The 23,514-nt window shown below is 72.7% G+C and carries 15 protein-coding genes; 10 read left to right on the top strand and 5 right to left on the bottom strand.

Annotated elements, in window-relative coordinates; all coding sequences use genetic code 11:
• Positions 1 to 6: 6 nt before the first annotated feature.
• Positions 7 to 3,387, bottom strand: a complete 3,381-nt coding sequence (locus WMF27_RS25950) for a protein kinase domain-containing protein (protein ID WP_437943050.1) — start codon at positions 3,385 to 3,387, stop codon at positions 7 to 9.
• A gap of 364 nt (positions 3,388 to 3,751) precedes the next feature.
• Here WMF27_RS25950 and WMF27_RS25955 point away from each other — a divergent pair, with 364 nt between their 5' ends.
• The 3 genes from WMF27_RS25955 to WMF27_RS25965 are packed head-to-tail and all read left to right on the top strand — an operon-like array spanning position 3,752 to position 7,703.
• The gene (locus tag WMF27_RS25955; protein ID WP_437708072.1) at positions 3,752 to 4,066 is read left to right on the top strand and encodes a hypothetical protein; all 315 of its coding nucleotides are present in this window, start codon (positions 3,752 to 3,754) and stop codon (positions 4,064 to 4,066) included.
• A 2-nt stretch (positions 4,067 to 4,068) separates the two neighbouring features.
• Positions 4,069 to 5,442: a hypothetical protein gene (locus WMF27_RS25960; RefSeq protein WP_437943051.1), complete on the top strand. Its 1,374-nt coding sequence runs from the start codon at positions 4,069 to 4,071 to the stop codon at positions 5,440 to 5,442.
• Positions 5,439 to 7,703, top strand: a complete 2,265-nt coding sequence (locus tag WMF27_RS25965; RefSeq protein ID WP_437943052.1) for a hypothetical protein — start codon at positions 5,439 to 5,441, stop codon at positions 7,701 to 7,703. The genes WMF27_RS25960 and WMF27_RS25965 overlap by 4 nt, the downstream gene beginning before the upstream one ends.
• A gap of 40 nt (positions 7,704 to 7,743) precedes the next feature.
• Here the strand turns inward: WMF27_RS25965 and WMF27_RS25970 are convergent, their stop codons facing one another.
• Complete coding sequence (locus WMF27_RS25970) at positions 7,744 to 9,036, bottom strand: sigma-70 family RNA polymerase sigma factor (protein ID WP_437943053.1); 1,293 nt, start codon at positions 9,034 to 9,036, stop codon at positions 7,744 to 7,746.
• 433 nt (positions 9,037 to 9,469) lie between these two features.
• Between WMF27_RS25970 and WMF27_RS25975 the strand changes: the two genes are divergently transcribed.
• Together WMF27_RS25975 and WMF27_RS25980 are read left to right on the top strand one after the other, a co-directional pair.
• Positions 9,470 to 9,982 (top strand): hotdog fold domain-containing protein, encoded by a 513-nt coding sequence (locus WMF27_RS25975; RefSeq protein ID WP_437766189.1) that lies wholly within the window; start codon positions 9,470 to 9,472, stop codon positions 9,980 to 9,982.
• A 335-nt stretch (positions 9,983 to 10,317) separates the two neighbouring features.
• Positions 10,318 to 11,817 carry a hypothetical protein gene (locus WMF27_RS25980; protein WP_437943054.1) on the top strand — a complete coding sequence of 500 codons (1,500 nt, stop codon included), beginning with the start codon at positions 10,318 to 10,320 and terminating at the stop codon, positions 11,815 to 11,817.
• 106 nt (positions 11,818 to 11,923) lie between these two features.
• Here the strand turns inward: WMF27_RS25980 and WMF27_RS25985 are convergent, their stop codons facing one another.
• Positions 11,924 to 13,243 (bottom strand): DUF5690 family protein, encoded by a 1,320-nt coding sequence (locus tag WMF27_RS25985; RefSeq protein ID WP_437943055.1) that lies wholly within the window; start codon positions 13,241 to 13,243, stop codon positions 11,924 to 11,926.
• A 740-nt stretch (positions 13,244 to 13,983) separates the two neighbouring features.
• Positions 13,984 to 15,222, bottom strand: a complete 1,239-nt coding sequence (locus tag WMF27_RS25990; protein ID WP_437770006.1) for a hypothetical protein — start codon at positions 15,220 to 15,222, stop codon at positions 13,984 to 13,986.
• 147 nt (positions 15,223 to 15,369) lie between these two features.
• On the opposite strand from WMF27_RS25990, the gene WMF27_RS25995 reads away from it, so the two are divergent.
• The 5 genes from WMF27_RS25995 (at position 15,370) to WMF27_RS26015 (ending at position 21,913) form a co-directional block, all read left to right on the top strand.
• Positions 15,370 to 15,723, top strand: a complete 354-nt coding sequence (locus tag WMF27_RS25995; RefSeq protein WP_437769803.1) for a BON domain-containing protein — start codon at positions 15,370 to 15,372, stop codon at positions 15,721 to 15,723.
• A 403-nt stretch (positions 15,724 to 16,126) separates the two neighbouring features.
• On the top strand, positions 16,127 to 17,410 hold the full coding sequence (locus WMF27_RS26000; protein ID WP_437766186.1) for a radical SAM protein: 1,284 nt from the start codon (positions 16,127 to 16,129) through the stop codon (positions 17,408 to 17,410).
• Complete coding sequence (locus WMF27_RS26005) at positions 17,407 to 18,372, top strand: hypothetical protein (RefSeq protein WP_437943056.1); 966 nt, start codon at positions 17,407 to 17,409, stop codon at positions 18,370 to 18,372. The genes WMF27_RS26000 and WMF27_RS26005 overlap by 4 nt, the downstream gene beginning before the upstream one ends.
• A gap of 250 nt (positions 18,373 to 18,622) precedes the next feature.
• Positions 18,623 to 19,516 (top strand): glycine zipper family protein, encoded by an 894-nt coding sequence (locus tag WMF27_RS26010; protein WP_437766184.1) that lies wholly within the window; start codon positions 18,623 to 18,625, stop codon positions 19,514 to 19,516.
• 183 nt (positions 19,517 to 19,699) lie between these two features.
• Positions 19,700 to 21,913: a hypothetical protein gene (locus WMF27_RS26015; protein ID WP_437766183.1), complete on the top strand. Its 2,214-nt coding sequence runs from the start codon at positions 19,700 to 19,702 to the stop codon at positions 21,911 to 21,913.
• A gap of 268 nt (positions 21,914 to 22,181) precedes the next feature.
• Here WMF27_RS26015 and WMF27_RS26020 read toward each other — a convergent pair whose 3' ends face one another.
• The gene (locus WMF27_RS26020; protein ID WP_437943057.1) at positions 22,182 to 23,492 is read right to left on the bottom strand and encodes a hypothetical protein; all 1,311 of its coding nucleotides are present in this window, start codon (positions 23,490 to 23,492) and stop codon (positions 22,182 to 22,184) included.
• Positions 23,493 to 23,514 lie beyond the last annotated feature (22 nt).

Raw genomic sequence — 23,514 nt, forward strand, 5'->3', positions numbered from 1 at the left:
ACGGGCTCACTCCGAGAGCGCCGCCGCGATCGTCGCGTCGAGCCCGGCGCCCCGGCCCTCGAGGAGGCAGGCCTCGTGGACCGCGCCCCCCAGCGCCGCCCGCGCGGCGGCGGCGCACTCGGTGAGCGCCGGCCGCTCGATGGGCGGCACCGGCGTGCCGATGGCCTCGCGGAGCGCCGCGGCGCCGCCGAGCAGGCGCGCGCCGCGCTCCGCCTTCCCCGCCCGCACCGCCGCGCGCGCGAGCGCCTCCAGGACGCTCGCGGAGCGCCAGAGGTCGCCGAGCTCCCGGTGCAGCCGCAGGCTCGCCCGCAGGCGCCGCTCCGCGAGGGCGAGATCGCCGCGCTCGATGGCGATGAGGCCCAGGATGTTGCTCGTCCAGGCGAGCCCCTCCTTGAATTTCACCTGCCGCGACAGGCCCTCGCTCTCCTCGCAGAGGCGGGCCGCCTCGCCGAGCTCCCCGCGGTAGAGCGCCGCGCAGCCGAGGTAGAGCAGCGCCGTCGCGGTCCCCTCGCGATCGCCCGCGCGGCGGAGCTCCGGCAGGGCGAGGCGGCACGCGCCCTCCGCGCGCGCGGTGTCGCCCGAGAGCCACGCCGCGAAGCCCGAGTAGCCGAGCGCGCGCGCCGCCTCGAGCGTGTCGCCGCGGCGCGTGGCCAGCGCGAGGCTCTCGCCGTGCAGCGCGAGCGCGCGCTCGTAGTCGCCCTGCTCGCGGGCGACGCTCCCGAGGATCTGGATCACCGACGCGAGCCCGCCCTCGTCCCCGAGCTCGCGGTAGAGCGCCGCGCCCCGCTCGAGCAGCGCGCGGGCCTCGCGGTAGTCGCACTGGAGGAGCGCGAGCCTGCCCGCGCCCCGGAGCGCCGAGGCCACGTGCTCGGGCGCGACGCCCGCGGCGCCCGCGAGCGCCCGGCCGAGCCACGCGCGGCCCTCCTGGTAGTGCCCGTGGATGTACCAGAACCGCGAGAGCGCGGCGGCGAGGCGCACCGCGGCGCCCGCGTCGGCGCCCGCGAGCGCGAGCTCCAGGGCGAGGCGGAGGTTGTCGTGATCGAGATCGAGCGCCGCGAGCCACGCGGCCTGCTCGGGCCCGCAGAGCGCCTCGGCGGCGCGATCGGCGAGCTCCAGCGACAGCTCGACGAAGCGCCGGTTGCACGCCCCGGCGGCGCCCTCCTCCACGAGCCGATCGAGGCCGTACTCGCGGAGGATCGTGAGCATCTGGAACCGCGGCTCCTCGCCCGCGACCTGGAGCACGAGGCTCTTGTCGATGAGCGACTCGAGGATCCCGAGCGTGTCGAGCGCCGGATCGCGGGAGGCGCACAGCTGGTCCGCCATGGCCAGCGAGAAGCCGCCCGCGAACACCGCGAGCGTGCGGAAGGCGAGCTGCTCCTCCGGATCGAGGAGGCCGTAGCTCCAGTCGATGGCGGCGCGCATCGTCTGCTGGCGCTCGGGCAGATCGCGCGCGCCGCCCGTGAGCAGGCGGAACGAGCCCGCGGGCGCGGAGGCGCGCCCCGCGGCCCCGCGGTCGCCGAAGCGCGAGAGCAGCGCCGCGGGGGTGAGGACCCGGAGGCGGGACGCGGCGAGCTCGATCGCGAGCGGCAGGCCGTCGAGGCGCGCGCAGATCTCCACGATTTCCGCGGCGTTGTCGGGGCCGAGCTGGAAGCCGGGCTTGATCGCGGCGGCCCGGCGGCAGAACAGGATCACCGCCGAGCTCGCCAGCGCGGCAGAGACCGTGACGTCGCGCGGCTCCGGCACCTCCAGCGGCGGCACGACGTAGCGCCGCTCGCCCGAGAGGTTCAGCGCGGCGCGGCTCGTCACGAGGAGCGAGAGGTGCGGGCAGCTCGCGGCGAGGTGCGCGATCGCCGGCGCCGCGGCCGTCAGGTGCTCGAGGTTGTCGAGCAGGAGCAGCACGCGGCGGTCGCGGAGGAACTGGACCACGCGCTCGAGATCCGGCCGCGCGCCGCCCTCGCCGAGGGAGAGCGCCTGCGCGATCGCCGAGGGCACCAGCGCCGCCTCGCGCAGCGACGCGAGGGGCACGAAGCAGACGCCGCCGGGGAACGCGGGGACGAGCTCCTCGGCGACCTGGAGCGCGAGCCGGGTCTTGCCGGTGCCGCCGACGCCGGTGAGCGTGAGCAGGCCGGCGCTGGGGTCGAGCAGGAGCGCGGCGATCTCGGCGCGCTCGCGGGCGCGGCCGACGAACGGCGTGCGCTGGACCGGCAGGTTGTGGCGCGGCCGCTCGGCCTCCGGCGAGCCGAACAGGCCGAGCGGCGGCGTGCTGCCGCGCAGCGACGCGCCGGAGAGGCCCGGCGGCGGAGCGCCGTGGAGGGCGGGCGGCGAGGTGCCGTGGAGGCCGGGCGGCGGCAGGAAGCGGTCCGAGTCGCGGTGCGCGCCGCCGGGGAGCGCCTGGGGCGGGGCCTCGAGCGTGCCCGCGAGCTCGATGGTGTCGGTGCTGAGCATGTCCGCGGGCACGCCGCCCCTGCGCGACGCCGGCCCGCCGGCGCCGGGCGGCTCGGCGGCCGCCGAGGAGGCCTCGAGCGCCGCGCGCAGCGCGAGGCTCTGCTGGCGGACCGAAGGGAAACGCCCGGCCGGGTCGCGGTCGCACGACCGCAAGAACCACGCGTCGAACGCGGGCGGGAGCCACCGCCAGCGCGTCGACGGCGGGTAGAGCCGCATCACGAGGAGCGCCGCCATCAGCTCGGCCATGCTGTTCGCGGTCCAGTAGATGTCGCCGGTCAGGAGGCGGACGGCGATGAGGCCGATCGCCCACACGTCCGCCGCGGGGCCGATCTGGTCCGAGCGCCCGCGCGCCTGCTCGGGGGCCATGTAGATGGGCGTGCCGATCGCCGTGCCCGTGGCGGTGATCCCGCCCGACGCGCCGAGCGCGCCCGGCTCGACCGCCTTGACCAGGCCGAGATCGAGGATCTTCACGCGCTCCCGCCCGTCGTCGCCGATCGCGAGGAAGAGGTTCGCGGGCTTGAGATCGCGGTGGGAGAGGCCCCGCGCGTGGGCGAGCTCGAGGGTCTCGGCGACCTCGCCGAGCCAGCGCTGCACCTCGCCGGGCGAGCGCCTGCCCCGGGTGGTGACGAGCTGCTCCAGGTCGTGGCCCCGGAGCAGCTCCATGACCAGGAAGGGGGCATCGTCGAGCTCGCGGGCGAAGCCGGCGTCGAGCATGCGCACGAACCCGGGCGCGTCGAGGAGCCGCATGGCCCGGATCTCGCGCTCGAACCGGGAGGCCGCCGCCGTGCCGGCCGCGTGCGTCCGGAGCAGGACCTTCACCGCGACCCGACCGCCTCCGTCGAGATCGTCGGCCATGTACACGACGCCCGCGCCGCCGCGGCCGATCTCGCTCAGGAGACGGTAGCGGCCACCAACGACGAGCGGGCAATCCGGAGAAGGCATGAGGCGGCCGCGACCGGGACGAGCTCGGGAGGGGCCACGGCGGCGGCAGCTTACCACAGGGGGCGCGGGCGCCCCGCCGTCGGCGGCCTCCGTTCCGCGCCGATGTCCCCGGGGCGATGCTCCCCGCGCGACGCGCCCGCGGGGCGGATCCGCGCGAGGGAGAGGGCATGTCCATGACATCGAAGCGTGCCCGCGCCGCGCGAAGCGCTCCCTCGCGTTGCGGGAAGCAGGTATGCTCGCCGCCGCGTTGGAGGGATGGCGACGAGCACCAGCGAGAGCCCGCGCTCCGGCGCGACCCGCGGCCACGGCGCCGGCGCTCCGCGGCCAGGAACGCCGCCCCCGCTGCTCGCCAGGAGAGAGCTCCATGACCAGCACCGTTGACAAGAGCGACGTGTTCCTCATCCCGATGCCCGGCAAGCGCGTGGCGCGCATCCCCATCGCGGTCCTCGAGCGTTACCTCGACGAGGCCACGCGCGTCGTGCACGACCCGGCCGAGCCGGAGAGCGACGTGACCGCCCACGGGATGTCCGTCGACCCGGCGACGGGCGCGAGCGTCTGGCACACCGAATGGGAGCTCGGCCCTTGCGACTACACCGACGAGAGCGGGTTCCCGCAGAGCGCCTACGCCTGGCATCGCCACCCGCTCGGGACCGAGTACACCGAGATCTACCAGAAGTGAGCGTGCCCCGGCCGGCCGTGCCCCTCTCCTGCCCGCGCGCGCCCCGCGCGCTGCACGCGAAAGCTCGCCCGCGCCGCCTGCGCCGCCCGCGCCGACCGGGCGCGCCGCTCCTCGCGGCGGCCGCCGGCGCGCTCCTCCTCGCCTCGCTCGCCTCGGCCTGCATCGAGCGCGGCTATCCCCTCGCCGGGAGCGGGCAGGTCGAGCTCCGCGCCGACGTCGCCGGGCCGCTGTTCGCCGCCGACACGCTCGACGAGGCGGGCAAGCCGGTGCTGCCCCGCCAGAGCCCCTGGCGGACCGCGGTCTCGCTCAAGCTGACCGAGGCGAACGAGCCGGCGTACGGCGGCTACGTCGAGGTCCGCGCCATCCCGAGCGAGGCGCTCACGCTGCACCCCGTGGAACGCGACCAGGAAGCCGGGGCCTCGTGCGGCGTGAAGGACGGCGCGTTCCGCTGCACCGCCGGAACCCAGGGCTACGCCCGCTTCACCGCCGCCTCGGAGGGCGACTGGTCCGGCGAGGCGCGGCTCGTCGTCTCGTGGGCCGACCGCACCGAGGAGCTGCCGATCACGATCCTCCCCGCGGGCTTGCCGGGGGACGCCACCAACTTCGCGCTCATCGCGGGGGGCCTCGGCGCCAGCGACCGGGTGCTCGCGACCTACGTCCCCCTCATGTGCACGATCGGCCCCCTGCCGGACGATCTCGGCGCCAGCTGGCGGCCGGGCGCGATCCGGGCGCGCGAGGCGCGCGTCCGCGCGTCACCCCCCCTGAACGCGCCGGGCGTCGTGGAGCACGCGCCCGTGATCATCGAGTCGCTGCACAGCGAGGCCGCCCTCTCGCTCGCCCCCGATTGCCTCGAGCGGACCTCGCGCCTGCGCGTGCTGCTCGGCGCGACCGGGGAGAGCCCGCCCTTCATCCTGTGCTTCAGCGACCTCGGCGGCGAGGTGAAGATCGCCGTGAGCTCGGGGCAGAAGGCGCTCGACCCGATCCCCTCGCTCACCGTCGACCCCGAGCCGCGCCTGCTCCGCGTGCGCGCCCTCCGGAGCGTCGTCGCCGCGGGGACGCCCGGCGATCTCTTCGAGGTGAGCGCCTACAACGCCGAGCGCGTGCGCATCGCCGTCCCCGTCGACCTCGCCGTCGGCGACGACCAGGTGATCGCGCTCGGCGGGGCGTCCGTGACCCTGCGCGGCGAGGACAGCGAGGCGACGATCATCCAGGGCGTCGCTGTCGCGCCGGGGACGACGGCGCTCCGTGTGACGCCCCGCCTGCTCGCGAGCCCCGAGTGCTCCTCCGAGCCCATCACCGTCACGCCGGAGCCGGAGCCGGAGCCGGAGCCGGAACCCGAGCCGGAGCCGGGCGCCGGAGGGGGAGGCTCGCCGTGAGCGCACGCAGATCCGCCCTGTTCCTGTCGGCCGTGGCGCTCGCGCTCGCGATCGCCGCGCCCGCCACCGCGCCGGCGCAGGACGATCCCGGGACGGACGCCGGGGAGACCGGAGACGGGGAGACGCCGGAGACGGCCACCTCCCTGAGGCGCTCGACAGGCGCGGCGCCGATGGCCGTCCCCGCCGACTTCGGCGGCAGCCTGCAGGTCGTGCGCGCGCCGGCGGGCACGGCCAGCGCCGCGTCGTCGGCCGGCGGGCCGGAGATCTTCCCGGACGCGCGCCGCGTCTGGATGAGCGTCCGCGACACCGATCCGGTCCCGATCGAGGCCGCGCGCCGCGGCGGCCGCTGGCTGTGCAGCGGCGGCGGCTGCGCCGCGCAGACCGGCGATCCCGGGCAGAGCCCGATCGGCGACCAGATGCTGCGCTCGATCAAGCTCCAGACCCCGACGCTCCCCCTGCCGCTCACGGTGTGGGGGCGGCTCACCGAGGACGGCCAGCGCCTGCTCGATTTCGACCCGGTGCTGCTCGGCCGCCGCTCGTACCGGCACATCTGCGCCTACCGCCCGGTCGCCGACGCCCCGCGGTCTCCCGTGGGCGCGCCGGCCGCGCCGGCCGCGCCGTCGCCGCCGTCACCCGATCGCGTGGACGTCTGCCGCGACGGCCGGCCCGAGCCGCCGCCGGCCGACGCGGGCGAGCTCACGCTGGGCATGCAGTGGCCGAAGCAGTCGGAGATGGCCGATTTCCACTACCTCGCCATCGTCGACAGCTGCGGCAACGCCCGGGTGCAGCCGTTCCAGCGCACGTTCACCGTGCCGGTCCTCGAGGTCGCCTCGGGCGGCTGCGGGCGCCCCGATGGCAAGGTCCTCCGCGTCTTCCCGGGCGGCGGCTGGCTCCGGGTCACCGCCTTCAACCTCCACGCGCCCGCGGCGGGCAACGTGATCAACGCGACGTACCGGGTCACCGTCCCGCCGCTCGAGAACCTCGTCGAGTCGAACCCCGCGCGGCTCCTCTTCCCCGATCCGCTCGCCGACGACCTGAAGGTCGACTGCGGCCCCACGCCGATCGCGCCCCGCACCGATGCCGGGAGCCTCCCGCCGCCGGGGAGCGCCCGTCCGCCCGGGCCGCGGGCGGCGTCCCCTGCCCCGCCGGGGGGCCGGGTGCCTGCCCGCGCGGATGGGCAGCTCCAGGGTGGCGCAGGCGCCGGCCGGCGGCCCTCGGCGGCGGCGCAGGCCGGTCCGACGGCGCAGCCCGGCGCGGCGGAGCAGGCCCCGCCTCCGGCGCAGGCCCAGCCGCCGGCCAGGCTGCCGCCTCCTCGCCGGGCGCCCGACGTGGATCCATCGCGCCCCGGGCCGCAGCCGCTCGCGCACGGCGCGGTCGTCATCTCGCCGGCGCCGCTCCGGCTGGGCAACTGCCGGATCCGGCTGACGGGCCAGGCCAAGCACCGGCTCGTGGCGCCGCTCGCGCTCCATGTCTCGCTGACGCGCACCGATCAAATGCGGAGCGGCACGCCGATCGAGCTCCTCCAGAACGGCACGTGGATCGTCACGCCGAGCAGCGCGGAGTTCCCGCTCCCGCCGCTCGCGGAGGACTTCGACGGGGACGCGCGGCTCCGGCTGGCCGTCTACAGCGATCCGCTGAGCCCACAGGGCAAGGTGGTGCTCGTCTCCGACGCGGGCCGCGTCGCGAGCTCGCTGCGCTCGAACGAGCCCGGCGAGCCGGAGCGCGCCCGGCGCCTCGTGGGATCGGTGGCGATCCACTCGGTCCCGCTGTGCGGCGAGGACAACTTCCAGACGCTCGAGGCCGCGGGGACCTGCTTCCGCGCGTACCTCACCGTCCCGGCGATGCTGGCGACGCTGCAGGTCACCCGCGCGCCGTGGGTGGAGAAGCCCCTCGTCACGCGGAGCGTGCTCAGCGCCGTCGGCGTCGCGCTCGCGATCGACCGCTACGACCCCGTGGAGCGCCGGGCCTTCCCGATCGCGGCGCAGCTCGGCGGCTTCGTGCAGACGCTCGGCGAGGGGCGGGTCGGCCTCCTCGGCTACGTCGGCGTCGCGCCGACGATCCCCATCCTCGGCTCGGGCGGCAACACCACGTCGTTCGGCTTCCTGGCCGGGCTCGGGCTGGAGTACATCACCAACGAGGCCGGGCCCGACGAGGGGCTCAAGCCCGCCGCGTTCGTGTCCGCGGTCGTGCAGGTGGGCCAGGCCGCCCCGCAGGTCTCCACGGGCGGCCGGGCGAGCTTCGGCACCTACGCCGGCGACTGAGCCGCCGCGGCGCAGGGCGCGCGGCGGCCCGGTCGCCCGCTCACCGGCGGTTCAGGATCGCGTCCAGCTCCTCGATCGCCTGCCGTGGGATCGCGGTATCGAGCCGCACCTCCTCGAGCAGGGCGCGCGCCTCCGGGTAACGCCTCGCGATCACGAACGCCCGGATCCAGAGCACCTTGCGCTCCGACGCGAAGAGGGTGTTCGGCATCTCGCGCTCGTAGCGCTGGAGCGCCGCGATCGCCCGGTCCGGATCGCGCGCCTGCAGCGCCCCGGTGACCGCGTCGAACAGGGCGATGTCGTGATGGCTGCCGGGCCCGTCGATCTCGATCTCGAGCTTCTCGATCGGCTCGGCGGCGACCGGCGCCGGCGCGCGCTCCCCCCGATCGGGCGGCGGCACGCGCGCTCGCCGCAGGGCCGGGGGGCCCCGCCGCGGCGCCTCGACGGGCGCCGGGGCCGCCGGCGGCGCGACGGGCGGCGCCGGCGGCTCGGCGGGCCGGCGCGGCGGCATGGCGGCGACGAGCGCGGGCACGACGTGCCTCACCTCCTGCGGAGGCGGCGGCTCCGGGGCCTGGAGCGCGAGCCAGGCCGCCCCCGTGGCCGCCGCCGCCGTGGCCGCGACGGGGGCGGCGACGCCCAGGGTCGGCAGCTGGACGAGCTTCGCGAGGCCCTTGAGCCACGTCACGGCGTCGCTCAGCGCCCGGCCGGCGCCCCCGGCGGCGTTCCCGGCGCTGCCCGCCTTGAGCGCCCCCACCGACTCCTGCACGCCGCGGAGGATCGAGGCCCGGACGTCGTCGGGCACGCGCGGCGAGATCCGCGCGGTGGCGAGGAGCGCCGCCAGATCCAGGGGCAGCACGAGGCGAAAGCCCTCCCTCTTCCGGTCCTCGCGCCGGCGCTTCAGGACGATGGCGTGGAACAGGCGGACGGCGCGCGCGCGCCACTTGTACGCGGTGGACAGCGGGATGCCGCGCTGCTGCGCGAGATCCGCCATCGGGGTGCTGTGGAGATCGTGCCCGACCAGGATCCAGTGCGCGTCGGCGTCGAGCTGCTGCATGAGCTCCAGCACGACGAGCCGCTCCTGATCCGAGATCAGCAGCTCTTCCGAGGTCATGGCGGGGTCGATGAGGGGAGGGAGCTCATCGTCGGGCACGAGCTCTTCGTAGCGGTGCTGGGCCCGCTGCAGGTAGTGCGAGGCCGTGTGGACCGTGATCCTGTTCAGCCAGCGCTCGGGCCGGGAGATCTCGGGGTTGTACTTGTTGAAGCTGAGGTACGCCGCGAACAGGACCTCCTGGGCGAGGTCCTTGCGATCACGCAGCGGGACCCCCAGACCCGTCAACCAGCGCCCTACGAGCGCGGAGGTTTGCTCACGAAAGAGAAGCTCGAACGCGCGCTCTTTCTCGGGTGGGCCGCCTTGGCCCGGACGTCGAGGTCTTGTCATACACAAGTCCAGTTCCGGGCACGGACGGCAGATTGCCGCCCGAAGCAGGCCGCGCGCGATGGACCGGAGGCCGGACGGCTGCTCACGGGCGTCCGGAGGCCGGAAATGCCGCAGAATCCTCGCGAGAACGGGGCGCCAGGGCGCTCCGGAGCCATCCGATTATCGAATAGAATTGTTAAATACAATTCATGCGACGAATGATCTGTGCTGCGCCCAGGGTGCGGCGCGCGGAGGCGCCGGGACGCACCGGCTGGCCGGCTGGCCGGGGATTCCGGGTGCGCCCGCGCGCGATTCGAGGCAGGCTGCCGCCCCCGCCCCGCGGATCCAGCGCATGAAGCTCACCGACTTCTCTCTCGCATCGATCGCGGCGAGCTCGCGCCGCAACACCATCCGCGACGTCTGGGACAAGCTGAGCCCCCTGCCAGGGGGCAAGCGCCTGTTCAGCCGGCTCATCGGCGCGATGGCCCCGTACACGGGGACGATCCGCGCCGAGGTCGAGGTCCTCGAGCGCGGCCGCGCGGAGGTGTCGATGCGCGACCGGCCGGGGCTGCGCAACCACCTCCGCTCGGTGCACGCGGTCGCGCTCGTCAACCTCGCCGAGCTCACCGGCAACACGGCGCTGTCCTACGCGCTGCCCGATGACGCCCGGTTCATCGTCGCGGGCCTCTCGATCGAGTACGTGAAGAAGGCCCGCGGGACGATCCGCGCCGTCTGCGAGTGCCCTCTGCCGGAGACCAGCGAGCGCAGGGAGTACGATATCCCGGTGAGCCTGCGCGACGCGACGGGGACGGAGGTCGCCCGCGCCGTCCTCCGCAGCCTCGTCGGTCCGAAGAAGCACCCCTGAGCTCGGCGCCCCGCCGCCCCCGGAGCCCCCGGGAGCTACCGCCCCTGCATTCCGGCGAAGCGCCACGCGCCGGAGCCCCCCTGTACGCCAAAGCCCCTCGCGTTCCGGCGGAGCCCTACGCTCCGGAGCAGCCATGTGCTCCAAAGCACCTTGCGGGCCGGAGCAATCCTGTGCTTCGGAGCAATCCTGTGCCCGCAAGCACACGGTGAGCGCAGCCATTATCACCTGACTTCCACGGAAGCGTCTCACCCCGCCCCACACCGAGCCGGAGCGCGGACAGAGGGTTCGAGTCAACACGCTCGACAAAGCGCTTCCAGGGTGTTTCGATTCTTCGAATGAGGAACCGGTCAGCGATGGTGGCGCTCGCCGCGACGGGGATCAGCGTGATCTTCGCGGCGTGCGGGGGGACCGATGGCTCGGTCTCCGCCGGCGGAGCCGGCGGAGCGGGCGCCGGGGCCAGCTCGGGGACAGGCCCGGGGAACGGCTCGGGGAACGGCTCGGGGAACGGCCCGGGAACAGGCGGAGTGACGAGCACCGGATATGGCACCGACGGGCCTGGAGAGATCACCACCGGGCCCAGCAGCGGCGCCGGCGAGGGCGCCGGCGGCGAGGCGTCGTGCGCCGGGGAGACGAAAACGGCGGAGCTCGTGCCGCTCGACCTCTACATCATGCTCGACTCGTCGGGGTCGATGAGGGATCGGCTCGCGACCGGCGGCACCAAGTGGACCGCCGTGACCGACGCGCTCGAGGCCTTCTTCACCGACCCCAAGTCGGAGGGGCTCGGCGTCGGGCTCCAGTACTTCCCTCTGCTGAACCCCGGCCAGCCCATGAGCTGCAGGACCAACGAGGAGTGCGGCGTCAGCGGGCCGTGCGCGCTCCGGGCCTGTCGCAGCTCGTTCGACGCCCGCACGGGCCTCCAGGTCTGCGCCGCCGACGCGGACTGCCCGGACGGCGACGCGTGCATCGACATCGGCGTATGCTCCCAGAACAGCAACGTCGTCTGCGGCGACATCGGCGAGCGCTGTCCCAACCGCGCGGGCACGTGCAGCAGGGTGTCCCGGAGCACCTGCGCGCATCCGTACTCGTGCGTCACCGAGGACTACGCGACGCCCGCCGTCTCGATCGCGCCGCTCGACGCCGCCTGGGCCGACGAGCTCATCGGGTCGATCGGCCAGACATTTCCCGACGGAGGCACGCCCACCGCCGGCGCCCTGTCCGGCGCGATCGCCCAGGCCCGGGCCCACGCCCAGGCGAACCCGACCCACAGGGTCGTCACCGTGCTCGCCACCGACGGGATGCCCACCGAGTGCAATCCCACGTCCGCCGACGGCATCGCGGAGATCGCGGCCGAGGGGCTGGGCGGCTCGCCGAGCATCTCGACCTTCGTCATCGGTGTCTTCGGCAGGGACGACGACGGCGCCCAGGCCACGATGAACCGCATCGCCGAGGGCGGCGGGACGACGTCGGCCTACTTCATCGACACGAGCTCCGACGTGACGCAGGCGTTCCTCGACGCGCTCAGCGAGATCCGCGGGACGAGCCTCGCGTGCGAGTACCAGGTCCCGGCGCCGTCGGCGGGGCAAACGCTCGATTACGGCACGCTCAACGTCCAGCACACGCCGCCGGAGGGCGCCGACCCGTCGACCATCTTCTACGTGGCCAGCGAGGCGCGCTGCGACGCGACCGCCGGCGGCTGGTACTACGACGTCGACCCCACGACCGGCGGCACGCCGACGAAGATCGTGATGTGCCCCGCGACCTGCACCCACTTCCAGGCGGGCGGGCAGGTCCAGCTCCAGGTCGGCTGCAAGACCGAGATCCCGCCGATCAACTGAGCCCCTTCCCCCCACGCTCCCCCGCGCCGCGCGCTCCCCCGCGCCGCGCCCTCCACGCTCGCCCGCGCCGCGCGCCCGCCTGCGCGGCCGGCACCGGGCGGCGCGCTCATGCGTCGAGCGCCGCGCGCCGCACCGTGGGGGACGGGCCGCGGGTGCGCAGCCAGAAGTACGCCGCGGATGAGGCGAACAGGGCCCCGCAGACGAGCGCGGTCGCGTAGCTGAAGCCGAGGAAGAACTCGAGCCACGAGCGCTTCGCCTGGCCAAAGCTCTTGTAGAGCAGGAGCGCCACGCTCCCGAGGTAGCCGAAGGCGTCGGCCGCGGTGATCAGGAATCCCGCCGTCGCCACCGAGCCCACGGCCGCGATGAGCCGGTCGAAGAGGACGCAGTTGTACGGGACGTACCCCACGTAGAGCCCGAGCCCGACGCTGATCATCCAGGCCACGGGGCCGATGACGCCCGCCTGGTAGAGCGCGGTGCTCAGCCCCGCGAGCGCCGCCCCGGCGACCATCACGCCGTGGATCGCGACGAGCGCCGCGCGGTTGTTGCGGATGCCGATCATCACCGCGACCGAGAGGAGCGCGCCGATCGCCACGGGGATCTCGGCCGTCGTCAGGATGGCCGGCTGATCGGTGTAGCCGAGGGCGTCCCAGATCTCGCGGGCGAAGTTGTCCCGGAAATCGCGGTAGGCGGTGAGGACGACGTAGCCGAGGACGAGGGTCGCGAGCCCGCCCGCGTTCGCGCGGACGAACGCGCGCCGCGCGGCGCGGTCCATCGGCGCGCGCCGGGTCCGGAGCGCCTCGTCGTCCATCGAGGGCGGCGGGATCTGCGCGAGCATCCACACCGAGAAGAGCAGCGGCGGGAAGAAGAGGGCCCCCGTCACCGCGGGCATCCACACCTCCGGGACCCCCCAGCCGAGCGTGATTTTGCCAACAGTCTTTACGAAGCCGCTCGCGACGATGAAGCTGGCGCAGAGGCCGGCGCCGAGCAGATCGCTCACGCGGCGCCCCTCGAGGAAGCCGAAGACGAGCCCCCAGACCATGCCGAGGGGCAGGCCGTTCAGCGCCAGGAAGACGGCGGCGTACGGGGCCGGCGCGAGCCCGAACAGGACGAGCGCGACCTCGCTCACCCCGATGCACGCGAGGATGGCGAGCGCGCGCCGCTCGGGCGGCATCTCGGAGACGACCTTGATGCCAAGGAACTTGGAGGCGCAGTACCCGAGCACCTGGGCGATGATGTAGAGGCTCTTCAGATCGAGCGCGGGGAGCAGCGGCAGCGCGACCATCCCCTTGTAGGAGCCGACCGCGAACGGCTTGCGGAAGGCGTACATGCAGAAGTAGGTCGAGAACGCGGCGATCACGGCGAAGGCCGTGAACACCGGCGCAGGGGCTCGCTCGAGCCATTTCGTCACGCTTCGCTGGGCCGGCATGGGAGCTCCGAGGAAGGCGCGAGGGTAATCGCGGCCGCGCGGCGAGCGCATGGATTTTCGGTGAGGAGCGGGCCGGTCTCCCGCCCTCACGCGAACACGCGAACCGCGGATCTCGCCGTGATCTGCCGAGCGTCCGGCCGGTATACCGCGATGGTCAACTTTTTCGCCTTCCGCCTCGCTCTTGTTTCTCCCGGCTCGTGTCGCTGCTCGCCCGTCGTCGCTCCGCTTTTCGGTCCTCGCCTCTCGCGCCTTTCGTGGGGCGCCCGCGAGCGTGCGGCGTTCGAGGAAGCTCATCGGCAATCGATGAGGCGGGCTCATCCGCGGCGTGGTGGTCGAGATCGGATGGCCTGAATCGACACCTCGGCGAGCGACGCCGGCGCGCGGCCCGGAGAGTCATGTGAGCTCGTCCGCCGGCTCCCGAGTCGCCTTCAGGGGAAGCCCTAAGTCATGACGTCGTCACTGTGGCACAACGTCTCTGTGAGACGGTTTGGTCGATCCGGCATGGGGCGCATCGCGCCTCGCAGCGGGCCTGACCGGGTGAAATCTCCCTGAGAACGGAGCGAAATACCGCCCTCGCCGTCCTGGAACACCCCTTGCGATGCTCGGATCGCGCCGGGGCGTCGGGGCCCTGGCTCTTCAGCCCACGCGGCGCCGGACAGGCACGCACGACAGGCGGCCCGATACGGCTGTCCTCCCGCACGCTCGTGCGTCGCCCGAACGTGGCCCGAGCGTCGGCTGGATCACCGGAGAGGAGCGGCCCAGTTTCGCTGCCGTGTCGCTCTCCTCGCAAGAAAGGCGGAGGAGTCATGCCGAATCGTCAGGGATGGATCGACGAGGAACATAACGATGGGCCGGGGCGCGACGACGAGCGGTTTGGGCCAACCCAGGGTCAGCGAGGCGATGAGCGATATCGTGGCGAGCGTGGAGCGAGCGGGGATGCTAGTTACGGGCATCGTGGCAACTACGAGCAAGTCCTCCAGCGAGACGATCGGCGCCATTCCCGCGGAGGTCACGATGATCTCCGCGGTCGCGCCGATCAGCGAGAGTCTGTCGGACGCGGCCACGAGGGCGAGCGCGGCGGCGAGGGCGACCCGAGCTGGCGCGGCCACGGCGGCGAACGCGGCTGGGAAGGCCGACAGGATCGCGCCGGGGGGCAGCGCGAAGACGCCCAGCGTAAGGACTGGGGCGGCCAGCGTGATGACTTCCAGCGAGGAGGTCGCGACGATCTTGACGCCGGGCGCGGCCACGGCGGCGGCCAGGGCGGCTTCGGAGGCGGCCAGGGCAGCTTCGGTGGCGGCCAGGGCGGTCACGGCGGCCAAGGTCACTTCGGCGGCGGCCAGGGCGGCTACGGCGGCCAAGGCGGCTTCGGCGGCGGCCAAGGCGGTTACGGCGGCGGCCAGGGCGGATTCGGCCGCGGCCAGGGCGGCCTCGACGGCGGCCAGGGCGGCTTCGGTGGACAGGGCCACTTCGGCGGCCACGGCAGAGAGGGATTCGGCCGCGGCCAGGGTGGATTCGCCGGTGGCCAGGGCGCCTATGGCGATGAGGGCGGACAGGGCCGCTTCGGCGGACAGGGCCGCTTGGGCGAACAGGGTGGCTTCGGCGGACAGGGGCACTTCGGCGGACAGGGTGGCTTCGGCGGCAGCCAGGGCGGTCATGGCGCCGGTCAGGGCTATTTCGGTGGCCAGGGTGGATTCGGCGGCCAGGTTGGCCAGGGCGGCTTCGGCGGACAGGGCCACTTCGGCGGCGGCCAGGGCAGTGAGGGCGGCCTCGGAGGCCAGGGTGGATTCGGTGGCCAGGGTGGATCTGGTGGCGGCCAGGGCGGCTTCGGTCGCCAGGGAGGCCTGGGCGGAGTCCAGCACGAAGGATACGGAGCCCGCGGCGGCCTCCGGCGATGGGCCGACGACGAGCGCGGCTGGAACGAGCGGCCAGGACAGCAACGCGGGTACGAAGGCCACGGGTCGTCCTTCGGCGGCGATCAAGGCCCTTCCCCTCAGCCCTACGGCGGACAGGGATCCGGCGGACAGGCCTCAGGCGACCGGAGCTTCCTCCAGACCGTTCGACAGGGCGGCGGGCTCAGCGGCTCGCGTGGTCGCCCGCCCAAGGGGTACAAGCGCTCGGACGAGCGGATCCGCGAGGAACTCTGCGACCAGATCTCCGATCAGCCGGACCTCGACGCGAGCGACGTCGAGGTGAAGGTGCAGAGCGGCGAGGTCGTCCTCTCCGGGACCGTCCGCGAGCGTCGCTTCAAGCACCAGCTGGAGGCGCTTGCCGAGCGGATCTCGGGCGTGGTCGACGTGCGGAACGAGATCCGGCTCTACCGCGAGCCGCAGCAGGGCGAGGCGAGGACGAGCACGGGGTCGTCGTCGAGCGAGCGCGTGGCCGCGGGCACGAGCGGCGTCACGGCGGGCTCCGCGACCTCCATCGGCGCGACGTCACCCCCGGAGGCGAAGAACAACGATTCGCGCCGGAACGCCTCCTGAGCTCCGGCGCGAATGGCCAAGGTGGGCGGACCGCCGCGCAGCGGTCGATTGCGGGCCGAGCGCGTGGCACCCGTGGCGGCGGGAGCCGCCGCAGCCACGTCTAGCGCGACAAACGGGTTGAAGTCGCATGCAAACAGCAAGAAATTGAACCGCCAAGGACGCCAAGAACGCCAAGATTTTATTGTCTTCTTGGCGTCCTTGGCGTTCTTGGCGGTTCATTCCCCTGGTTTCCAAGCTGGTCGGTGCTCAAGCACTCTGCGGGAAGTTTCCCCGGAGCGGCGGCGCTGCGAGGGCGCTCTCCTGACCGGCGCCAGCTGGTCCTCGAGGCCGGCGCCGGCTTCGCCCGCGCCGCGGACGGCCGCCCCATCGAGTCCGGTTGACTCGACTCGGTGACTCATCGACCATGTCGTCCATCATGGTCCCCTTCGTTGCCTTCATTCCGCTGTCGAACTGGCTGCGGGGCTTCGATCGCTACGGGATGCGTTACTCGAAGGCGTTGATCCGCGAATCCACCTTCCCCGACGCTTTCTACATGCTGAAGGAAGACGAGCCCTTTGCGCCCGGGCTCCAGAAGGCGCGGAGGCTCGTGACGAGGCTCGGGCGGCCGAAAGATCGCGTCGTGGCGCTGCGGGCGCGGCTCCCCGTCGGGCCCGACGCGATGCGCCCGAACGACGTGACGGGCACGGGCATCGGCTGGCGCTGGCCGTCGAGCGAGATCCCTTTGAGCGGCGTGGCGTGGGTCGATGGGCATGGCGCCCTCGTGCCCACCCGGCACGAGGAGATCACCGCGGAGGCCTTTCGCCTCGATGACGCCGGCCTCATCGACTGGGCGAGATGTCGGCCGCGGAGCCTCTCGGTGCTGCCCGTCGCGAATGCCTGCCAGGCGCATTGCGCATTCTGCTTCTCGAAGGCGAGCGTCTCCGATCTCGCGCGCCAGCGGAGCGCCACGCTGGAGCGCTACGTCGACTGGGCGAAGCGCGCGAAGGAGCGCGGCGCCGAGCGCGCCGTCATCACCGGCGGCGGCGAGCCGACGTTGCTCGAGCCCGAGCGGCTCCGCGCGCTCGTTCACGGCCTCTCCGAGCTGCTACCGAAGACCCTCCTCATCACGAACGGCGCGCGCCTCGACCTCGCGCAGCTCGAGCGGCTCCGGGACGCAGGGCTCACCACCCTCGCGGTGAGCCGGCACGGCGTGACGCGCGAAGACGACGCGCGCATCCTGGGGATCGAGGTCGACTCCGGCGCGCTGGGGAGCGCGCCGGGCCTCCGCACGCGGGCCATTTGCGTGCTCCAGCGCGGCGGCGTCGACGACGCCGCGAAGGTGCGCGCCTACCTCGAACGGAGCGCCGGAGAGGGGTTTCAGGAGGTGTGCTTCAAGGAGCTCTACGTCTCGAGCCTCTCGGAGAACCCGTGGGCGCCGAGCGCGGCCAACCGGTATTGCGAGGCGAACCAGGTGCCTCTCTCGCTCGTGCTCCACACGCTCGCGGACCTCGGCTTCGAGCGACGCGCGGAGCTCCCCTGGGGGAGCCCGGTCTTCGAAGGAACCATGGGAGGCCGCGTGCTCCGCGTGGCGGCCTACACCGAGCCATCGGTCGGCTGGGAACGGACACATGGCATCGTCCGCTCGTGGAACGTGATGGCCGACGGGTCCTGCCTCGCCTCCCTGGAAGATCCGAGCTCCACGTTATGAAGCACGAAGCGTTTCTCGCCCGCCGCGCGGAGCTCAGGGCCACGCGCCCTTCGCTCGTCGATCTCTCGGAGCTCAACGTCTACCGGAGCCTCGCGCGTTTCTTCCCGGTCATCGCGCCCTCGACCCACCCGGAGGCGCCGTATCGCTGTCACCTCGCGGAGCGGTTCCTCGCGCACCTCGAGCTCCCGCAGGCGCTCAAGCCGCGCACGCAGGTCAGCCATGGTATCCGTCGCTCGCTCCGCGCGTTGTTCGGGCTCCTCGCGAAGCGGGAAGCGCGCGTCGGCGTCCCCGCCGACGTCTACCCCGTCTACCAGCAGCTCGCGGCCGAGGCGGGAGCGACCCTCGTCCCGTGGACTACGCGCCTCGGGTTACCTGCCCTCGACGGGCTCGACGCGGTGTTGATCTGCGAGCCCCTGAAGCCGTGGGGCTCGCACCTGTCGCCGCTCGAAGCGGCCCGGCTCCGGCGCTGGGCGCGCGCGGACGAGCGGCGCATGCTGATCCTCGATTCGGCCTATGCGACGCCGCCGACGGAGCAGGCGCGGGCGCTGCTCGACGACGAGAGCGCGATCCTCCTCGCCTCGCTGTCGAAGGGCTGGCTCATCCCGGATCACGCGGGGCTCTGCATCGTGCCCGAGCGTTTTCACAAGGAGGCGCGGGACGCCTTCGCGAGGCTGCCGAAGGACGAGCCGCGGGTCCGGATCGGGTACGCGGCGCTCACCGAACATGGCTCGCGCCCGCGGGAGGTCGGCGCGCTCCTGGACGAGCGCGCGCGCCGGCTCGACGCGCTGACGAGCGCGAGGCCCGATCTGAACGCCTCCCGGTGCACCGGCTACTTCGCGATCTCGGCGAGGTCGTTCGGGGAACTGCTCGAGCTCGGGATCCTCGGCGTGCCTGCGCCGGTCTTCGGCGGGCCCGAGGACCTCAGCGTGCTCTCGAGCCTCGAAAGCCACGAAGCCCGCTGAGCCACGGCGCTCGGCGCACGGATACTTGTTGAGCCGGCGTCACCTTTCCATGAGGGCCGTATCGCATCCTGGTTGTGCGATCCCGGCAGCCCCCTGCAGGGAGGCTCGCGACGGGCGCCTGGCCATGCATGTCAAGTCTTTTCGGCCGCACGCCGGGCGACCGAATTTGGCCCCATCCCTCCCCTCCTTGTGATCCTATCGGAGACGCCGGTCGCAGGCGCCGCATCCTGCACCCTGCTCGCGTCTGCCTATGGCCGAGGTGCTCGCCGCATCGCTCGCGTTCCCTGCCGTGATCTTCACGGTCGCGCTCGCGCTCGCGCTCATCTACTGGCTGTTCGTCCTCCTGGGCGCGGTCGACCTCGACCTGCTCGGCGGCGCCCACGGCCACGCTGCCCCCGACCTCGGCGGGCTCGAAGGCGCAGCGAAGGGCGCCCTCGAAGGCGCAGCCAAGGGCGCCCTCGAAGGCGCAGCGAAGGGCGCCCTCGAAGGCGCCGCCAAGGGCTCGCTCGAGGGCGCTGCCACGGGCACGGCGGACGGGGCCGGCGGCGCGGAAGATGCCGGCTCGCTCCTCGCCGCGCTCCAGCTCCACCGCGTGCCGGCGACCGTGACGCTCACGCTGATCGCGACGTTCGGCTGGTTCACGAGCGCCCTGTCGACGGTGCTCGTCGAGCCGCTCTGGCTCGGCTGGGGGCTGCCTCGCTGGACGCTCGGCGCCGCGGTGCTCGCCGGCTCGCTCGCCGCGGCCGTGATCTCGACCTCGCTCGCGGTGCGGCCGCTCGGCCCGCTGTTCGTGACCCGGCACGCCCAGTCGAAGAAGGATCTCGTGGGCCGCGTGTGCGTCGTCTCCACCGGGCGCGTCGACGAGCGCTTCGGCCAGGCGACGATCGACGAGGGCGGGGCGAGCCACATCCTCGACGTCCGGTGCGACACGCCCGGCGCGCTCCGCCGGGGCGACCGCGCGCTGCTCGTGAGCTGGGACCCGGACCGAGAGGTCTTCAGCGTCGAGCCGCTCGACGCCCTCCTCGGCCCTCCCCCTCCCCTGGCCGAGCGGGGTGCGTCCCGCGTGGAGGCACGCCCGGCCGGCGTCGAGGAGGACGACGCGCCCGCGGCGCGCGCAGCGGACGAGCGGCAGCGCCGCGGCTGAACGCCGGCGCGGGCGCCGCCGCTGAACGCCGCTGTCGGGCGGGCGGTTTCGTGTACGCTCGTCCCCGAGGGGGCGTCATTCCGCCCCCGCCCCGGCTCTGAGCGGGCCTGGCCGTCCGACCCTCACCGACGTGAACGCGGGGGCCGGCGCCCTCCCCTCCACCGAAACGCGAAGGAGCTCCGCGTGCCCCCTGTGACCGTCCCCTTAGTCATCGTCCTCGTCGGCGTCCTCGCCTTCGTCGCCCTCGGGATGCTGGTGATGTACGCCAAGTTCTACCGCCAGGTGGATCAGGGCAAGGCGCTGATCATCAACACGAGAGGCCAGGAGCCCATCGTCACCTTCACCGGGACGCTGGTGCTGCCGATCATCCACCGCGCCGAGTACATGGATATCTCGGTCAAGACGATCGAGATCGACCGGCGCGGCAAGGAAGGCCTCATCTGCAAGGACAACATCCGAGCGGACATCAAGGTCACCTTCTTCGTGCAGGTGAACAAGACGCAGGACGACGTGCGCACGGTCGGGCGGACCATCGGCTGCGTCCGCGCGTCGAACCCGGAGACGCTCGAGCAGCTCTTCGCCGCGAAGTTCTCCGAGGCGCTCAAGACGGTCGGCAAGCGCCTGAACTTCGAGGACCTCTACAAGGAGCGGCAGAAGTTCAAGGACGACATCATCGACGTCATCGGCAAGGACCTGAGCGGGTTCGTGCTGGCCGACGCGGCGATCGACTACCTGGAGCAGACGCCCATCGAGCTGCTCGACAAGGACAACATCATGGATGCCGAGGGCATCCGGAAGATCACCGAGCTCACGGTCGCGCAGAACGTGCTGACGAACGAGCTCCGCCAGAAGGAGCGGATGGAGATCGGCAGCCAGAACCTGAACTCCGACGAGGCCATCTTCCGCTTCGACCAGCGCCGGGCCGAGGCCGAGGCGAAGAAGGCCAAGGAGATCGCGGTGGCGCAGGCGCGCGAGCAGAACGAGGCCGCGCGCATCCTGAGCGACGAGCGCAAGAAGACGGTGCTCCTCCAGGAGAAGAACGACGAGGAGGCCTTCGTCGCCCGCGAGGCGAAGGAGCGCGGCGTCTCGGTCGCCCAGAAGAACAAGGAGCGGGAGGTCGCGGTCGAGACCGAGCGCGTCGAGAAGGCGCGTCAGCTCGAGATCGTGAGCCGCGAGCGCGACGTGACGCTCCAGCAGATCGCGCGCGAGAAGGAGCTCGAGGTCCAGAAGAAGGACATCGCCGACGTGGTCCGGGCGCGGATCGCGGTCGAGAAGACGGTGGCCGAGGAGGAGGAGCGCATCAAGGACGTGCGCGCGGTGGCCGAGGCGACGCGCCTCAAGGACGTGACGCGCATCAACGCGGAGGCCGAGGCGCAGGAGCAGCTCGTCAAGCAGCTCAAGGGCGCGGAGGCGAGCGAGGAGGCGGCGAAGTTCCGGGCGCGCGAGAAGCTCATCACGGCCGACGCCGAGCTCGAGGCGAGCGACAAGGCCGCGCGCGCGAAGATCCGCCTCGCCGAGGGCCACCAGGCCGAGGCCGCGGCCGACGGGCTGGCGCGCATCCGGGTGAAGGAGGCCGACGCGCAGGCGATCGAGAAGCAGGGGTTCGCCGAAGCGCGCGTGGCGCTCGAGAAGATGAACGCCGCCGCCGCCGGCGAGGAGAAGCAGGGCCTCGCGCGGGTGATGGTCAAGGAGGCCGAGGCGATGGCGATCGAGAAGCAGGGTCGCGCCGAGGCGACGGTCGCGAAGGAGCGGCTGCTCGCCGAGGCGGCGGGCATCGAGCAGAAGGGGCTCGCGGCCGCGAGGACGCGCGAGGCCGAGGCGCTCGCCCTGGAGAAGACGGGCCTCGCCGAGGCGACCGCGATCAAGCAGCGGCTCCTGGCCGAGGCGGCCGGCACGGCGGAGAAGGCGGCGGCGATGAAGGCGCTCGACGGCGTCGGGCGCGAGCACGAGGAGTTCCGCCTCCGGCTCGAGAAGGAGCGGGCGGTGGAGCTCGAGTCGCTGCGCATCCGGGCCGAGATCGCGAAGGCGCAGGCCGAGATCCTGCACGGGGCGTTCGAGCACGCGAAGATCAACATCGTCGGCGGCGACGGGGCGTTCTTCGATCGCTTCGTCAAGGCGGTCACCCTGGGCCAGTCGGTCGACGGGCTGGTCGACCAGAGCGCGACGGTGCGCGCCCTGGCCGGCGACTACCTGAACGGCAACGCGAGCGTCACGGAGGACCTGAAGCAGCTCGTCGCGCCCGGGGGAAAGCCCTCGGACGGCACGCTGTCGGGGCTCCTGACGTCGCTCTTGCCGAGCGCCGACGCCGACGGGAAGAGGAAGATCGAGGCGCTGGCCCAGAAGGCGCGCGAGCTCGGCATCGACGAGCTCGCGAAGCTGCGCGGCCCGCGCGCCTGAGCGGCGCTCCCGCTCCGGAGACGGGCCCACCTCGACGTCTTCGGTGCCCGGCGCACCGGAGTCTCAGAATTGATCCCCTTGGGAATCAGAGGAGTGCCCGTGCCCAGCCGGAGACGGCGATGTCGAGCACGATGACCTCACGGCGATCGTGACTCACAAATTCGATGACGGGCCCATCGGCGAATCGCTCCCGAACGTGCGAGGGGACGAGGTGCCCTCCGAGGCCACGGTGAAGCGAGCTTCTCGAAATTATCGTGGTCTCACGAAGCTAAAAGAGGAATCCTCCGAGAGGGAAACCGGCGATCGCCTCTCGATCCGCTGCTTCAAGGCCAGCGCGGGTCCGGTCCGTCCAGATCACGGCCGGCCAGTCGGCAAACTGAGCGACGAGATCGGCGGGTGCGCCATGACGCGCGAGGACGAGCCGATCCAAATGAGCCAGATCCCTCCGCCTCGCGAGCAGCGCCTCATACATGCCGCGTTGGGGCGTGATTTGTGACCAGAGATCGAGGCTCCCGATCTGTGCCAGGATCGGCTCGTCGAGCATGGCGCTCGTTGACTTCGCGTCGAGCGGAGCGTCCCACAACGCGAGGTGCTGAAGCGCCGGGAGGCGGTCACGGCTGAGTGCAGCCAGAACCGAGGACAGTCCCGCCGCTTCCCAGCGGACCGTGACACGCTCGAGCTGGGGTAGCGGCGATGCGGTCAAGCCGCCGAGCGCTCGGGCGTAGCAGGCAAGGGCCAGCAATCCAGGCAACGAGGGTCCAAGCGCGCCTCCGGCTCGCGAGGTAACGGTCAGGAGCGAGACGCGGTCGATACGGCCGTGCTCCATGAGGAAAGAAACGAATGGATCGAGCTCCGCGTGGACCTCGATGCGCAGACGGCGGATGAAGCGTCCGGCAGGATGGTGCAGCAAGCGGCGAAGCGCATGGATGGCGTACGTGTGGGGTGCAGGCGGCTCGACGCGGGGATCGAAGCCGAGGTCGCGTGGATCGGCGCGCAGCAGCAGTGATTCAAATCCGTCCGCAAGGGCAACAGCGTCGGCGTCCGCCACGGTCGCCTCGCGAACGAACCCAAGGGAATGCTCGTACGAGAAGGTGCCTGGAAGAGCGTGCTGGACATCGTCGAGGGCACCAAAGAGGCGGCCCCCGTGCGCCCGCAGCAGTTCATCCTCACGTTTGCGCAGATCCGGTGTGTCCGCTCCAAGGCGTGCAGCTTCAATTTCAATGAGTTCGCCCCGCGGGTCTCCTGATGCGCGGAGCAGCTCCGCCAGAAGCAGGTAACCTGTGGGCTCTTCAGGCTCATCGTCGATGAGCGACTCGACGTCAGTGTAGGATGAAGGGGGCGGCAGGGGATGGCGGAAGCCTGATGCGAGGAGCTTCGTTACGTGATGCTCGAACACCGTCACCGCCGCGATCGCGCTGTCGTATGTATGATGCTTGGTTCCATGAATGCCGCCGCCCGCGAGGCTCTGCCCGAAGGTGTGGCCGAGAATGCGCAGCGTTGCGTGCTGAGAGGTGCTCGGTTCGACCAGATTGAGCTCGAATGCTCCCGCGGGGAGTGGGCCTCGTTGCTCTGCTCTCATGCTAGGATTTGCCATGACATAG

The organism is Sorangium sp. So ce281 (genome assembly GCF_051527395.1).
Taxonomy (GTDB): domain Bacteria; phylum Myxococcota_A; class Polyangia; order Polyangiales; family Polyangiaceae; genus Sorangium; species Sorangium cellulosum_B.

Bases quoted from the DNA above. Each gene is read 5' to 3' on its own strand.
- WMF27_RS25950 (WP_437943050.1), bottom strand. From the start codon at position 3,387: ATGCCTTCTCCGGATTGCCCGCTCGTCGTTGGTGGCCGCTACCGTCTC.
- WMF27_RS25955 (WP_437708072.1), top strand. From the start codon at position 3,752: ATGACCAGCACCGTTGACAAGAGCGACGTGTTCCTCATCCCGATGCCC.
- WMF27_RS25975 (WP_437766189.1), top strand. From the start codon at position 9,470: ATGAAGCTCACCGACTTCTCTCTCGCATCGATCGCGGCGAGCTCGCGC.
- WMF27_RS25980 (WP_437943054.1), top strand. From the start codon at position 10,318: ATGAGGAACCGGTCAGCGATGGTGGCGCTCGCCGCGACGGGGATCAGC.
- WMF27_RS25985 (WP_437943055.1), bottom strand. From the start codon at position 13,243: ATGCCGGCCCAGCGAAGCGTGACGAAATGGCTCGAGCGAGCCCCTGCG.
- WMF27_RS26000 (WP_437766186.1), top strand. From the start codon at position 16,127: ATGTCGTCCATCATGGTCCCCTTCGTTGCCTTCATTCCGCTGTCGAAC.
- WMF27_RS26005 (WP_437943056.1), top strand. From the start codon at position 17,407: ATGAAGCACGAAGCGTTTCTCGCCCGCCGCGCGGAGCTCAGGGCCACG.
- WMF27_RS26010 (WP_437766184.1), top strand. From the start codon at position 18,623: ATGGCCGAGGTGCTCGCCGCATCGCTCGCGTTCCCTGCCGTGATCTTC.
- WMF27_RS26020 (WP_437943057.1), bottom strand. From the start codon at position 23,492: ATGAGAGCAGAGCAACGAGGCCCACTCCCCGCGGGAGCATTCGAGCTC.